At 71.1% G+C, this 12,976-nt stretch carries 14 protein-coding genes and 1 pseudogene; 7 read left to right on the forward strand and 8 right to left on the reverse strand.

Annotation, left to right across the window (positions count from 1 at the left end; genetic code table 11):
- Positions 1–28 precede the first annotated feature (28 nt).
- Complete coding sequence (locus tag EXE59_RS04480; RefSeq protein WP_135837821.1) at positions 29–274, forward strand: hypothetical protein; 246 nt, start codon at positions 29–31, stop codon at positions 272–274.
- A 101-nt stretch (positions 275–375) separates the two neighbouring features.
- Here the strand turns inward: EXE59_RS04480 and EXE59_RS04485 are convergent, their stop codons facing one another.
- Positions 376–1,575 (reverse strand): cysteine desulfurase-like protein, encoded by a 1,200-nt coding sequence (locus tag EXE59_RS04485; protein WP_135837822.1) that lies wholly within the window; start codon positions 1,573–1,575, stop codon positions 376–378.
- A gap of 99 nt (positions 1,576–1,674) precedes the next feature.
- Between EXE59_RS04485 and EXE59_RS04490 the strand changes: the two genes are divergently transcribed.
- Genes EXE59_RS04490 through EXE59_RS04500 form a run of 3 tightly spaced genes read left to right on the forward strand, consistent with a single transcriptional unit; the run spans position 1,675 to position 3,315 of the window.
- The gene (locus tag EXE59_RS04490; RefSeq protein WP_135837823.1) at positions 1,675–1,974 is read left to right on the forward strand and encodes an ArsR/SmtB family transcription factor; all 300 of its coding nucleotides are present in this window, start codon (positions 1,675–1,677) and stop codon (positions 1,972–1,974) included.
- 26 nt (positions 1,975–2,000) lie between these two features.
- Positions 2,001–2,972, forward strand: a complete 972-nt coding sequence (locus EXE59_RS04495) for a TIGR03086 family metal-binding protein (protein WP_135837824.1) — start codon at positions 2,001–2,003, stop codon at positions 2,970–2,972.
- A 37-nt stretch (positions 2,973–3,009) separates the two neighbouring features.
- Positions 3,010–3,315 carry a YciI family protein gene (locus EXE59_RS04500; protein ID WP_135837825.1) on the forward strand — a complete coding sequence of 102 codons (306 nt, stop codon included), beginning with the start codon at positions 3,010–3,012 and terminating at the stop codon, positions 3,313–3,315.
- A gap of 9 nt (positions 3,316–3,324) precedes the next feature.
- Here the strand turns inward: EXE59_RS04500 and EXE59_RS04505 are convergent, their stop codons facing one another.
- Both EXE59_RS04505 and EXE59_RS04510 read right to left on the reverse strand, forming a co-directional pair.
- Positions 3,325–4,272, reverse strand: a complete 948-nt coding sequence (locus EXE59_RS04505) for a succinylglutamate desuccinylase/aspartoacylase family protein (protein ID WP_135837826.1) — start codon at positions 4,270–4,272, stop codon at positions 3,325–3,327.
- 54 nt (positions 4,273–4,326) lie between these two features.
- On the reverse strand, positions 4,327–4,815 hold the full coding sequence (locus EXE59_RS04510) for an ATP-dependent zinc protease family protein (RefSeq protein WP_135837827.1): 489 nt from the start codon (positions 4,813–4,815) through the stop codon (positions 4,327–4,329).
- 51 nt (positions 4,816–4,866) lie between these two features.
- Here EXE59_RS04510 and EXE59_RS04515 point away from each other — a divergent pair, with 51 nt between their 5' ends.
- Both EXE59_RS04515 and EXE59_RS04520 read left to right on the forward strand, forming a co-directional pair.
- Positions 4,867–6,057, forward strand: a complete 1,191-nt coding sequence (locus EXE59_RS04515) for a RimK family alpha-L-glutamate ligase (protein ID WP_135837828.1) — start codon at positions 4,867–4,869, stop codon at positions 6,055–6,057.
- Positions 6,058–6,223: 166 nt separating this feature from the next.
- Positions 6,224–6,523, forward strand: coding sequence for a hypothetical protein (locus EXE59_RS04520; protein ID WP_135837829.1), 300 nt, complete (start codon positions 6,224–6,226; stop codon positions 6,521–6,523).
- Between the two features lie 336 nt (positions 6,524–6,859).
- Here EXE59_RS04520 and ptsP read toward each other — a convergent pair whose 3' ends face one another.
- The 5 genes and pseudogenes from ptsP to EXE59_RS04540 form a co-directional block, all read right to left on the reverse strand.
- On the reverse strand, positions 6,860–8,938 hold the full coding sequence (gene ptsP / locus EXE59_RS04525; protein WP_342777226.1) for a phosphoenolpyruvate--protein phosphotransferase: 2,079 nt from the start codon (positions 8,936–8,938) through the stop codon (positions 6,860–6,862).
- Positions 8,915–9,367: pseudogene (gene dhaM, locus EXE59_RS24995) on the reverse strand (dihydroxyacetone kinase phosphoryl donor subunit DhaM); the annotation flags it as partial. The gene ptsP and the pseudogene dhaM, both read right to left, overlap by 24 nt.
- A 44-nt stretch (positions 9,368–9,411) precedes the next feature.
- Complete coding sequence (gene dhaL, locus EXE59_RS04530) at positions 9,412–10,047, reverse strand: dihydroxyacetone kinase subunit DhaL (RefSeq protein WP_135837831.1); 636 nt, start codon at positions 10,045–10,047, stop codon at positions 9,412–9,414.
- A 3-nt stretch (positions 10,048–10,050) separates the two neighbouring features.
- Positions 10,051–11,052: a dihydroxyacetone kinase subunit DhaK gene (gene dhaK, locus EXE59_RS04535; protein ID WP_135837832.1), complete on the reverse strand. Its 1,002-nt coding sequence runs from the start codon at positions 11,050–11,052 to the stop codon at positions 10,051–10,053.
- A 32-nt stretch (positions 11,053–11,084) separates the two neighbouring features.
- Entirely contained in the window at positions 11,085–11,882 is a 798-nt protein-coding gene (locus EXE59_RS04540) for an MIP/aquaporin family protein (RefSeq protein WP_135837833.1), read from the reverse strand.
- A 132-nt stretch (positions 11,883–12,014) separates the two neighbouring features.
- Here EXE59_RS04540 and EXE59_RS25060 point away from each other — a divergent pair, with 132 nt between their 5' ends.
- Positions 12,015–12,776, forward strand: coding sequence for an IclR family transcriptional regulator (locus tag EXE59_RS25060; RefSeq protein ID WP_135837834.1), 762 nt, complete (start codon positions 12,015–12,017; stop codon positions 12,774–12,776).
- Positions 12,777–12,976: the final 200 nt, after the last annotated feature.

The following is a 12,976-nucleotide window of genomic DNA, read 5'->3' on the forward strand; positions in this document are numbered from 1 at the left end:
CCCGGGCCCGGCGGCGTACGGTCGACGGATGACCAACGGCGAGCAGACCGAGCCCGACCCCTACGCCGAGCACCCGGAGGAGTCGGTGTTCCCGGACGCGGGTGAGCGGGTCAGCGACGAGGACCGCCAGCGCGCGCTCGACGCCGAGCCCGAGGGCAACGCAACCGTCGGGGACACCGTCGACACCGACGAGGTCGACTCCAGCGCCCACGAGGGCGGGGCCGGGTCGGAGGAGGTCGCGGAGCAGGCGCGAGGGGCCTATCGCCCGGACTGATCGCGGAGGCGGACTGGGTGACGCTCGTGGTCGCCTGACGCACGCCATGGCGTGCGTCGAGCGGACGTTGGTCCGCTCGAGTGCCGACGGGGACGGCCGGATCAGGCGCCGAAGAAGTCCGCCAGCCCCTCGAGCAGCCGGTCGACGTCGCTGTCGTCGGTGTAGGCCGCCAGCCCGATCCGCATCCCGGAGTCGACCGGCAGCCCCAGCGCGCGGAAGGTCTCGTACGCGTAGAACGTGCCGGCCGGCACCAGCACGTCGCGCTTGGCGAGGTGCTCGTACGCGTCCACGGGCAGGCGCTCGCGCAGGGTGAGGAAGAGGGTCGAGGTCCGGTCGGCCGCCCGGGAGTGGAGGGTGAGGTGGTCCCCGAGCGCGGCGAGGCCCTCCTCGATCCTCCCGCGCAGCCGCAGCTCGTGCTCGGCGATCAGGGCGGCTGCGGACACCAGCCGCTCGCGACGTGAGTCGCCGGTGCCGACCGACGCGATCAGGTCGACCGCGGCGGTCACCCCGGCGAGCAGCTCGTAGGGCAGCGTCCCGAGCTCGAACCGCTCCGGCACCGCGTCGGTCGACGGCACCAGCTTGTCGGGACGAAGCGTCTCGAGCAGGGCCGGGTCGGCGACGAGCGCGCCGCAGTGCGGACCGAAGAACTTGTAGGGCGAGCAGACCAGCAGGTCGGCGCCCAGGGCGGCGATGTCGGGCGCGGTGTGGGCCGTGTGGTGGACCGCGTCGACGTGGACGAGCGCGCCGACCTCGTGGGCCCGCGCGGCGACGGTCGCGACCGGCGGGCGGGTGCCGAGCAGGTTGGAGGCGGCGGTCATCGCGACCAGCCGGGTGCGCGGGCCGATGACGTCGAGCGAGGAGAGGTCGAGCTCGCCGGTGGCCGGGTCGAGCCGCAGCCAGCGCACGGTCGCGCCGGCGCGCTCGGCGGCCTGGATCCATGGCCGGACGTTGGAGTCGTGGTCGAGCTCGCAGACGACGACCTCGTCGCCGGGCGTCCAGGTCTTGGCCAGCGTGCGGGAGACGTCGTACGTCAGCGCGGTCGCGCTGCGGCCGTGGACCACCCCGCCGGGGACCCCGCCGACGAGGTCGGCCACGGCGGAGCGGAAGCCGGCGACGGCGTCCTCGGCGTTGCGCTGGCTGGCCAGCGCCGACCCGCGTTGGGACAGCGGGCCGGTGAGCGTGCGGGCGATCGCCTCGCCGACGACGAGCGGCGTCTGGGTGCCGCCGGGGTTGTCGAAGTGGGCGATGCCGGAGGCGAGCGAGGGGAACTCGGCGCGGAAGGCGTCGACGTCGAAGGACATGTGGTGCACCCAACCAGACCGCCGGTCACGCGCCACGCGGTGGGCCGGTCCCGTTGTGGACGTTGACAGAAAGCGTTAGTCGTGACTAACGTATCGCTGGTGACGGACGCCTTCTCTGCAGCTGCCGAGCCCACCCGGCGACGCATCCTGCAGATGCTGGCGAGCGGTCCGCGGACCGTTTCGGAGATCGCCGCCCCGTTCGACGTGACCCGATCCGCGATCAGCCAGCACCTCCTGCTGCTCGTGGAAGCCGGACTGCTGGAGGCCGAGAAGGTCGGCCGCCAGCGCATCTACCGCGTACGTCCCGACGGGCTGCAGCAGCTGCAGGCCGAGATCAACCGGTTCTGGACCGCCGAGCTCGACCAGCTCGTCGCCGACGCCCGTGCCCTGCGTGCCTGAGCCCCCACTTCCCACAGGAGAACCCCATGAGCTTCACCTCTTCCGTCACCCTTCCCTGCTCGCCCGAGGAGGCGTTCGCACTGCTCACCCAGCCCGAGCGGCTGCGCCGCTGGCAGGCCGTCTCGGCGACCGTCGACCTGCGTGCCGGCGGCGACTACCGCTGGATCGTGACTCCCGGCCACGTCGCCGAGGGCACGTTCAAGGAGGTCGAGCCGGGCCGTCGGCTCGTCTTCGGCTGGGGGTGGGACGGCAACCCCGAGCTGCCCCGGGACGCGTCGACCGTCACCGTCACCTTCTCCCCGGAGGGCGACGGCACCGTGGTGACGCTGACGCACGAGGGCCTCACCGAGCAGCAGGCCGCCATGCACGCCGAGGGCTGGAACCACTACCTCGAGCGCCTCCAGAAGATCGCCGCCACGGGCGATGCAGGGATGGACGAGTGGGCCTGGGCTCCCGAGGAGCTCACGCCGACCACGGTCGCCGACGCCGCCCTCGCCTCGATGCAGCCGGTGCTGCGCGGGCTCACCGACGCCGACAGGGCGAAGCAGACCCCGTGCACGGACTTCACCTGTCACGAGCTCGCCGAGCACCTCTTCGGCTCGCTGGCGCAGCTCGGTGCGATGGCCGGCACGACGATCGTCGTCCCGGAGGAGGGGTCGCTGGAGCACCGGGTGTCCACCATGGCAGCCCAGGCCATCGACGCCTGGCGCGCGGTCGACCCCGACGGCAACGTCCCCGGCCCCGGCGGTCAGGAGATGCCGGCTGCGGCCCTGGCGGGCGTGCTCGGGCTCGAGATCGCCCTCCACGCCTGGGACTTCGCGCAGGCGTCCGGCCAGGAGCTGCGGATGTCCGACGAGGTCGTCGCCCACCTCGCCGAGCAGGGGCGGGCGATCATCCCCGGCGGCCGCGGAAGGTCGTTCGGCGCCGAGGTGACGCCCGCCGAGGACGCCAGCCCGCTGGACCGGCTCGCCGCCTTCTCCGGCCGCACCGCCCTCTGACCTTCAACCCCCACCCACCGAAACAAGGAGACCCACCATGAAGTTCCTCGTCCTCTACAAGTCCGACGTCAGCGCCACCCAGCAGATGGGCGACGCCACCCCCGAGCAGGCCGAGGCGGGCATGCAGGAGTGGATGAGCTGGGCCGGCCGCGCCGGCTCCGCGCTCGTCGACATGGGCTCGCCCGTGGCTCCCGCCAGCGACGCCGCCGACCCCTCGATCGGTGGGTACTCGATCCTCGAGGCGGAGTCCCGTGAGGCCCTCGACGCCGTGCTGGAGGGTCACCCGCACCTCGCCATCGGCACGATCGACGTCCACGAGTTCCTGGCGCTGCCCGGCATGTGACGCCCGCGCTCAGCTGGCGATGTGCACCACGGCGTCACCGGAGTTCACGAGCGGCGCCTCGGTGCGGCCGATCACGATGCCGTCGCGGTTGGCGTAGACCGCGCGCAGCGTCTTGCCGAACGAGTCGAAGAGGGTGCCGAGGCGCTCGCCGTCGCTGACCTTCTGCCCGAGGTGCGCGTCGAGGTGCAGGATGCCGGTGCGGCGGGCGCGGACCCAGCCACTCGAGCGGCACTCACGGCTGGCCTCGACGGACGGCTCGTCGACCGGCTCGGTCATGCCGAGCGCGGCCAGCACCCGGCGTACGCCGATCACGCCGGCGTCGACGGCGTAGTCGTCGAAGCGCAGGTTCTCCCCGCCCTCGTAGAGCAGCACCTTGGCGCCCTGCTCGCGGGCGGCGTGGCGCAGCGAGCCGTCGCGGATCTTGGCGTGCAGCATCACCGGCGCACCGAAGGCGGCGGCGAGCTCGCGGGTGCGCGGGTCGTCGAGGTCGGCGCGGACCTGCGGCAGGTTGCTGCGGCGGTCGGACCCGGTGTGCAGGTCGATGCCGACCTCGCAGCCGGCGACGATCTCGCGCATGAACAGGTGCGCGATGCGGCCGGCGAGCGAGCCGCGCGCCGAGCCGGGGAAGGAGCGGTTGAGGTCGCGGCGGTCGGGCAGGTAGCGGTCACCGGTCATGAAGCCGAGGACGTTGACGATGGGTACGGCGACCAGGGTCCCGCGGAACGTCTTGGGGTCGAGCCCGGCCATCACCTGGCGCACCACCTCGACGCCGGCGACCTCGTCGCCGTGGATGGCCGCGTCGATCCACACGCCCGGCCCGTCCTCGCGCCCGTGCACGACCCGCACCGGGAGGGTGACGTCGGCGCCGGTGACGAGGCGGGTGATCGGCAGCTCGAGGGCGCGTACGGTGCCCGCGCGGATCCGGACGCCGCCGATGCCGAACGACTCGCGCGCCACTAGCCGACGCTCGTCGGGGCGGCGGAGGTGGTCACGGCTCCAGCCTAGTGGCGGCTACTTGCCCCAGTTCTTGCGGCGTACGGCGCGGCGCGGCTTGCCGCCGGCGTACGACCTGGCCGAGTCGACGAGGAAGCCCCGCTCGAGCGCCTCGCGCCCGATCAGCATCCGGAAGCCCATCTCGTCACGGTTGCTCAGCGTCATCACGGTCGTGATGCTGCGGCCCACCAGCGTGACGTCGAGCGCCACGGCGTACCTCTGCTCGACCTGGCCGTTGCTCGAGCGGACCTCGCGGCGGTCGAGGACGGGCAGGCTGAGCTCGACGTGGTCCTCGTCGGAGCGCTGCCAGGGGTGGATGGAGAAGCGCACCCATTCGGCGCCGTCCTGCTCGAAGACCTCCAGGTCGAAGGCGTGGATCGACGACGAGCGGGCGCCGGTGTCGATCTTGGCCTTGACCCAGTCCACGCCGGCCTGGGGGAGGGACACCCACTCGCGCCAGCCGACGACGACGTGGTCGGGCTCGGGCTGCTCGGGTGGGGTGGACACCGGGCCATCTTGGCAGGGTGCCGTGCGGCGGAGGTGGTTGGATGGCTGCCCATGAAGCTCGCCATCCTGTCTCGGGCACCGCGCTCCTACAGCACCCAGCGGCTGCGGACCGCGGCCATCGACCGCGGCCACGACGTCAAGGTGCTCAACACGCTGCGCTTCGGCATCGACCTGTCGGGCGACGAGCCGGACCTGCTGTTCCGTGGCAAGCAGCTCTCGACGTACGACGCGGTGCTGCCGCGCATCGGCAACTCGATCACCTACTTCGGCACCGCAGTGGTGCGGCAGTTCGAGCAGATGGACGTCTACACGCCCAACACGAGCTATGGCATCGCCAACAGCCGCGACAAGCTGCGCGCCACGCAGATCCTGTCGCGCCACAAGATCCCGATGCCGGCGACGACCTTCGTGCGCGACCGCGCCGACGTGATCCCCGCGATCGAGCGCGTCGGCGGTGCGCCGGTCGTGATCAAGCTGCTCGAGGGCACGCAGGGCATCGGCGTGATCCTGGCGCCGACGATCAAGGTCGCCGAGGCGATCATCGAGACGCTGCAGAGCACCCGGCAGAACGTGCTGATCCAGCGCTTCGTCAAGGAGAGCAAGGGCCGCGACATCCGCGCCCTCGTCGTCGGCGACCGCGTGGTGGCGGCGATGCGGCGCGTGGCGCAGGGCGACGAGTTCCGCTCCAACGTGCACCGCGGCGGCAGCGTCGAGTCCGTCGAGCTCGACGAGGAGTTCGAGCGGGTGGCCGTACGCTCCGCGCAGATCATGGGCCTCCGCGTCGCCGGCGTCGACATGCTCGAGGGCCGCAAGGGCCCGCAGGTGATGGAGGTGAACTCCTCACCCGGCCTCGAGGGCATCGAGACCGCGACGAAGCTCGATGTCGCCGGCGCGATCGTCGACTACATGGCCAACCAGGTCGCCTTCCCCGACATCGACGTACGCCAGCGGCTGACCGTGTCGACCGGGTACGGCGTGGCCGAGATCGTCGTGCACACCGGCTCGGACATGGTCGGCAAGAAGCTCGGCGACTCCGGCCTCGACGAGCGTGACATCACCGTCCTGACGCTGCACCGCGGGCCGCAGGTGATCCCGAACCCCCGCAACAAGACCGTGCTCGAGGGCGAGGACCGGCTGCTGTGCTTCGGGAAGCTCGAGGAGATGCGCTCGATGATCCCGGACCGGAAGCAGAAGCGGGTCAGGCGCCTGATGAAGAAGCACCTGCCGCCGGAGAGCCTGTAGGGGCGTGTTGTGACGGCGCGCGGGGCGCGCGCCCGTCGCGGAGCAAGGTGGCGGTTTCGCTGCGGACGTCGACTTGCGTCGCCTACGGTCTCGTCTCGGACGGCCGCTGGTGACCCGAGACGCCAGCGGCCGTCCGTAACGCTTCAACGGTTTCAGGGGAGAAGGCATGGCGAAGTCAGGGGGAGCGGTCAGCACGGGGGCAGCGACGCGCCTGGTGCACACGATCGGACTGATCCGCTGGGTGGCGCTGGGTTTGATCGCGTTGGGAGTGCTCAGTGGAACCGCGTTCGGCGCCGCCATGGGTGATTTCCAGCTCGCTGGCGCGCTCTCGCTGGCCATCTGGCTGTACGGCGCCGTCGCCGCACTGGTGGTCTACGTGTTCTTCGGTTGGCTGCAGCAGACTCTCCTGATGCTCATCGGCATCGCGAAGAACACCGCGTCGGACAACCTGCTCACTCGATTCTGAATGGACCGCGCGGGCCGCGGGTAGAGCTGCCGGGGGTACAGCACCTCGCCCAGACGGGGCGTGTCCCCCAAGCGCTGCACAGCGCCGCCTGTGACTGTCAAGAACTCGGGCCGTCATGCACACACATCCCCTGACCCTGGGTCACGCCCCGCTCCGCCCCTAGCTCCTGTTAGCCGGACATGACCCTCCACGCCAACCAAGCATCGACAACGCGCACAGTCCCGCCCCAGAGAACCGCTTCCGGATCGGGTGGTTCTCACCTCGCCAACAGACAAAAGGGAGCGTGCAGCGTCGGGCCGCGGCGTGTGCGGGCTCTCAAGGCAGCAGACCCTCGGCTCAGCCCTCGTCCTCCTCGAGCATCGCCAACACGAGTTTGCGGACATCGTCGGCCCCGGCCAGGGTGAGCGCCTCTTCGGCCAGTGTGGTGCAGCGGCCGGTGTCGAGCTCGCGGATCGCCGCCTTGACCCGAGGTACGGCTGGCGGTGAGACGCTCAGTTCCCGAACGCCCAGCCCGACCAGCACGGGGATGGCCAGCTCGTCAGAGGCAGCCTCTCCGCAGACCGCGACGTCGATCCGACCACGTGCCGCCCGGCACACGTGGTCGATCAGCTGGAGCACGCCGGGGTCGAGGGCATCTGAGAGGGCAGCGACCGCGGCATTGCCGCGTTCGGCCGCGAGGGCGTACTGGGTGAGGTCGTTGGTGCCGATGCTGACGAAGTCGACGTACGGGAGGAACGCCTCGATCTTGAGCGCCGCCGACGGGACCTCGATCATCGTGCCGACGTGGAGGCCTTGGGGAAGGCCCGCCGACCCGGCTGCCTCCATCAGCACCTGGCGTGCCTCGATCATCTCGCCGGGCGTGGACACCATCGGGATCATGATGCTGGTCGGATGGTCCCGCGCCGTGCGGCAGATCGCGGCCATCTGGTCGCGCAGCAGGTCACGGTGCTCGAGGCTGAGCCGGATGCCCCGCTGACCGAGGAAGGGGTTCGCCTCCTGGGGCATCGGGAGATACGACAGGGGCTTGTCCCCGCCGACGTCGAGGGTGCGCAGCGTGATCCGCCGGCCGTCCATGGCTTCGGCGATCGCGTCGTACTCGGCGCTCTGCTCCTCCACGCTCGGCGCGGCGCTCCGGTCGAGGAACAGGAACTCGGTGCGCACCAGCCCGGCGCCGTCCGCCCCCGCGTCGAGCGCGGCGCGAGCGTCGGCGACGGATCCGAGGTTGGCGGCCACGGCGACCGAAATGCCGTCGCGAGAGCGTGCGGGCTGCTCGGCGAGGGCGAGCTGCTGGGCGCGTCTTCCCGCCGCGTCCGCGGCGCGGCGCTCGTACTCCGCCAGGAGCTCCGGCGACGGGTCGACGTGCAGCTCGCCGCTGCTGCCGTCGAGCAGGATGGTGGTGCCCTCGGGGATGCCCAGCACCTCGGGGCCAGCGGCCACGACGACGGGTATGTCGCGGGCCCGGGCAAGGATCGCGGCGTGCGACGTCGGACTTCCCTCGGCGAGAACGACCCCGGTCACCAGGCCGAGGTCCAGGCCGGCGGTCTGGGCGGGGGTGAGGTCATTGGCCACCAGCACACCGTGCGATGTCATCCGCCCGGCGGGTTCCCCCGTCAGCGCCCGAAGCACTTGGTCGCCGACCGCGTGCACGTCCGCGGCCCGTTCCCTCAGGTAGGGGTCGGGCAGGCTCGCCCATTCGCGCTCGACGTTGGCCAGGCAGCCTGCCCAGGCGGAGACCGCCCCGATCCCTGCGCTGGTGCGGGTCTTGACGTCGGCGAGCATCTCGGCGTCGGCGAGTAGGGAGAGATGCGCGTCGAAGATGCTCGCCTGCTCGGCGCCCACTTCGCGCGCGGTGACGACCCGGACGTGCTCGATGTCGCGGCGTACGGCGGCGACGGACTCCACGATGCGCCGCCATTCCGCGGCCGGTTCCCCCAGTGGCTCCTGGTGGAGGTCGACCGGGACCGCGGTGAGTCTGCGTATCGGGCCGATCGCGATCCCGGGTGAGGCGGGCAGCGGACCGCTGATCGAGGAGGCGCGGACCTGGGCTGGAGGCGCGGCAGTCTCCTCGACGGTCTCGTCGAACCGTCGAGCGGCGAGGGTGAGCAGGTGCTCGACCGCTTCCTGCGCCTGTGGTCCGGAGGCGCGGACCTCGACATCGTGTCCGCGAAGGGCGGCCAGGGTGGCGACCCGGCTCAGGCTTCCGGCAGGGACCGGAGAGCCGCCCGTGGTGAGGTTGCGCAGCTGGACCGACGCGTCGAGGGCGCGGACCTCGTTGACGAGCCGGGCGGCGGGCCGGGCGTGCAGGCCGTGGGGGTTCTCGACCGAGAAGACTCCGACGACCTCCTCCGCGTTGACCTCGCCCGCGTCCGGTGTGGCGCCGTCCGTCGGTGCGGACAGGTGCCCCGACTTGCCCATGAGAGCGTCGCGGGCCTCGGCCGCCACCTCCGCCCGACTGGCTCCGCCGGCCGCAGCGACGGCAGCGACGATGAGGCCTTCCACGAGAGGGGCCGGGGAGAGTGTCACCCGGTCGCGGATGGAAGGGTCCTGCAGCAGGTCGAGCGCCAGCTCCGTGCTGAGCACCGCACTGCCGAGATCCATGAGTACGACGACACCCGCCGGGCCGTCCGCACGCTCGATGGCCTGCATGATCGCCACGGCGTCGGTGCCGAACGTGGTCTCGTCGAGCCCGGCGGCGACCTGGATCCTCAGCGGGCGACCGTGCAGCATCTCGGAGGCCAGGGCCACCGCGGAGCGGGCGAGCGTCCGGCTGTGGGAGACGACGACCAGTCCGACCCCTTGGTCGGCGCTCGGGGCCGGCGAGTCTCCCGAAAGGCTCTCTGTCATGTCACTGCACTCCACTCGCTCGTCATCCAGGTCAGTCAGGAGGATCAGAAAGCCGCTTCGGCGGCCGCTTCCAGCAGGAGGGCCACGGTCGTCGCGCCGGGGTCCTGATGCCCCACGCTGCGTTCACCGAGGTAGCTGGCCCGCCCCTTGCGCGCCAGCATCGGCGTGGTCGCGTCCCGGCCCGCCGCGGCTGCGTCGCTGGCGTGCTTGAGGCCAGCGGCCAGGTCTGCGCCGTCGGCGAGGGCGGCGTCGAGCGCGTCCACGGCCGGCGCCAGCGCGTCGTACATGGTCTTGTCCTCGGGCCCGGCCTTGCCCCGGTCCACGACCCCGCCCAGCCCGGCACGCAGGGCCGCGGCGAGCTGGGGCGCCGAGGTGGTCTCGGTGTCGCCCAGCGTGCTGCCGATCCTCAGGAACAGCGTGCCGAACAGCGGGCCGCTCGCTCCCCCGACCGTGGAGACCAGCGTCATGCCCACCTTGGAGAAGAGGGCCCCGGGCGTTGCCGGTGGGCTTGCGTCGAGCGCGGCCACGGCGGCCTTCATGCCCCGGTCCATGTTCGACCCGTGGTCGGCGTCGCCGATCGCTGCGTCGAGCTCGGTCAGGTAGTCGCGGTTCTCAGCCACCAGGTGGGCGAACCTGTGCACCCACTCCTCGAGGACCGCCGTGGTCACGTTCTCGTCCATGTCTCAGATGCCCCATCTCAGCGCTGAAGTGTTCACCGGAGCGTCCCAGAGGGAGAGCAGCTCGTCATCGACCTTGAGCAGCGTGATCGACGCGCCAGCCATGTCGAGCGAGGTGATGTAGGAGCCGACCAGCGACCGTGCGATGGGGACGCCGTGCCCGCCGAGGATCTTGTTGACCTCGTTGAACATCACGTAGAGCTCGATCAGCGGCGTGCCGCCGAGCCCGTTGACGAACGCGATGACCGGGTCGCCCTTGGTGAACGGCAGGTCCGCGAGGATCGGCTCGACCAGCATCGCGGCGATGTCGCTTGCGGGCGCGAGGGGCAACCGCTCCCGGCCGGGCTCACCGTGGATGCCGACACCCACCTCCATCTCGCCCTCGCCGAGCTCGAAGGTGGGCTTGCCCGCAGCGGGCACGGTGCACGACGTGAGTGCCACGCCCATGCTGCGTCCGTTCGCGTTGACCTTGCCGGCGACCTCGGCGACCTGGTCGAGGTCGCGCCCCTGCTCGGCTGCCGCGCCCGCGATCTTCTCCAACAGCACGGTCACGCCGACCCCGCGGCGACCCGCGGTCCAGGTGCTGTCCTGTACGGCCACGTCGTCGTCGGTGACCACCGAGACAACTCGGGCGCCGGTCTCCGCGGCCGCCAGCTCAGCGGCCATCTCGAAGTTCATCACGTCACCGGTGTAGTTCTTCACGACGTGCAGGACGCCTGCTCCGCCGTCCACCAGCTTGGTGGCCGCCTGCATCTGCTCGGGCACGGGCGAGGTGAACATCTCCCCGGCACACGCGGCGTCGAGCATGCCAAGGCCGACGAACCCACCGTGGAGCGGTTCGTGGCCCGAGCCACCGCCGGAGATGATCCCCACCTTCCCCTGCTTCGGCGTGTCGCCGCGGTAGATGATCTTGTGCTGGTGGTCGACCCGCAGGTCGGGTTGGGCCGCCTCGATTCCGTGCAGTGCCTCGACCACGACATCGTCCGGGTCGTTGATGAGCTTCTTCATGAGAGTTCCTTCGGTGTGGTTGCTGGCTGGGATCAGCGGTTGGCGGCCTGACGGGCCGCTGCCGGTTCAGCATCGGGGGCGCCCAGGTCGACGCCGCTGTCGCTGAGCTTCCGGTCGGCAGGGGTCCGGGCGAGGACCCCGTACAGCAGGGCGGCGGCAACACCGGCGCAGAGCTCGGCTACCACGTAGACCGGCAGCTGGTCCCACTTCACGTCGCCGCCGGCGATCTGCTGGACGAGCATCGGACCGAACGTGCGCGCCGGGTTGATGGAAGCGCCCGTCGTCGGAGCGACCGGGATGATGACGGCGAACACGACCAGGCCGATCGCGACACCTGCAAATCCGGCGGCGGCCTTGCGGTGGATGACGCCGAAGATGATGAACACCAGGATGAACGTGCCCACGAACTCTGCGGTGAATGCCTGCGCCACGCTCACAGTCTCTTCGTTGTACGCCGCGACGCCCAGACCCGCGTCAGAGGCCTGCTGGCCGAGAACGCCGATGATGGCCGCGGCACCGACGATGGCGCCGACCACCTGGGCTCCGATGTACGCCGGCACCTGGCTCCACGGGAACTTGCCCGACGCGGCCAGTCCCAGCGTCACCGCCGGGTTGATGTGGTTCCCGCCGACGTGCCCGAGGGCGTAGACGGTGGCGATCACGACGGTGCCGAACGCCAGGGAGATCATCCCCAGGTCGGCCATCGTGAACGGCGCATCGCCGTTGACGATCAGGGTGGCTGGGACCGACCCCACCCCGATGAACACCAGAAATGCCGTTCCAATGGTCTCAGCACCCAAGCGCTGGACCAGTTTGGTCTCGTCAAGCATGCCCGTTCCTCTTCTCGAACTTGATCCGAATGGGATTCGACAGTGTCGAATTGGATTGGGACGCTACGCCTATGGTTCACTGGTACGCAAGAGTTTTCGTGAAACTCGTCACACCGGAGAGGTCGTTGCCCCGTGATCCAGTCGATAGACCGCGCCATCAGGGTTCTGACCGCCCTTCAGGGCACCCGCCGGATGAGCCTGTCGGAGCTGGCGGCCCGCCTCGACCTCGCGCCATCGACCATGCACGGCATCGTCCGCAGCCTGGTCGAGCACGGGATGGTGGTGCAGGAGCGCGGTTCGAGTCGCTACCAGCTCGGGCCTGCCGTGCTCCGGCTCGGCAACGTCTACCTCGACACTCTCGAGCTGAGGTCGCGGGCCGTTCCCTGGGCCGAGGACCTCGCGCGGCGCACCGGGCTGGCCGTGCGCACCGGCGTGCTCCTCATCGACGACGTGGTCATCATCCACCACGAGCCCCGCCCCGACGGCAGCCGGCAGATGCCGGAGGTCGGCATCGTCATCCCCGTCCATGCCAGCGCGCTCGGCAAGGCCATGCTCGCCTTCACGCCGGAGGACGAGAAGCGGGTGCTCACCTCCGGGGAGCTGCGCAGCATGACGGGCGAGACGATCACGTCACCCGAGCCCCTGCGCGACCAGCTGGACCAGATCCGAGCGAGCGGCGTCGCGACGGAGCAGGACGAGGCCGTCATCGGTGAGGGCTCCCTGGCGAGCCCGGTCTTCGACTCCTACGGAGAGGCCGTGGGCGCCATCGGCGTCGTCGTCCCCTCCGGCGACCTGGAGCGCCCAGAGATCGCCGACCTCGTGCGCGATACGGCGCGAGCGGTGTCCCGCGAGCTGGGCGCCGCCACGTGGCCGCCCCGCCCGCCCGGGCCATGACGACGCGGCCTCTCCAGGAGCCGCGACCGGCACCCATGTGCCTCGTGTCGTTGCCGCGGTGCCGACAGGGTCACACCCCCGCGGTCGGGGCACCGCGGGGCCGGATGGCGGTCGCGCTCCCAGACCAGAAAGCTTCTCTCGCGCCGACACCTGCGGATGCCGTCGTTGTGAGGCCGATCGAACGCTCCGTCACTGTCTGA

This window comes from Nocardioides eburneiflavus, from assembly GCF_004785795.1.
GTDB lineage: Bacteria > Actinomycetota > Actinomycetes > Propionibacteriales > Nocardioidaceae > Nocardioides > Nocardioides eburneiflavus.